At 56.6% G+C, this 470-nt stretch carries 1 protein-coding gene; it reads right to left on the bottom strand.

The window, feature by feature from the left end:
• Positions 1 to 470: immunoglobulin-like domain-containing protein (locus ACQRBV_RS08490; protein WP_427877920.1), on the bottom strand; the 470-nt coding region annotated here is incomplete at both ends.

Raw genomic sequence — 470 nt, 5'->3', positions numbered from 1 at the left:
ACGGTAGAACCGTTGTTGTAGACGTCGTTAGCCGGGGTATCGACAACCACAGTGCCAGTGGACTCGCCCGCCTTGATAGTAATCACCGAGCCATTGCTCAAAGTGACAGTCACTGGCATTTGTGCTGGGTTGGTCAGCGTAGCGGTGTAGGTAATCTGACCGCCTTCGGTTACGGTTTGGGCCGCTGTCAGCGAAACAGTGGTGGTGTCGACCGAATCAACAATCGTGGTAACGGCCGGAGTCGTGCTCGGCACCAGGTTTTCGAAGTTGCCGCCAGTCGCCCCAGTAATCGTAGTGCTGACGGTAGAACCGTTGTTGTAGACGTCGTTGGCTGGAGTATCCACGACCACAGTGCCAGTGGACTCGCCCGCTTTGATGGTAATCACCGAGCCATTGCTCAAAGTGACAGTCACTGGTGTTTGCGCGGGGTTGGTCAGCGTGGCGGTGTAAGTGATCTGGCCGCCTTCGGT

Origin of the sequence: Pseudomonas sp. R11F (assembly GCF_050312575.1) — a bacterium.
GTDB lineage: Bacteria > Pseudomonadota > Gammaproteobacteria > Pseudomonadales > Pseudomonadaceae > Aquipseudomonas > Aquipseudomonas palleroniana.
Note: the sequence above shows the minus strand (reverse complement) of the source record. Positions and strands in the feature narration are given on the sequence as shown.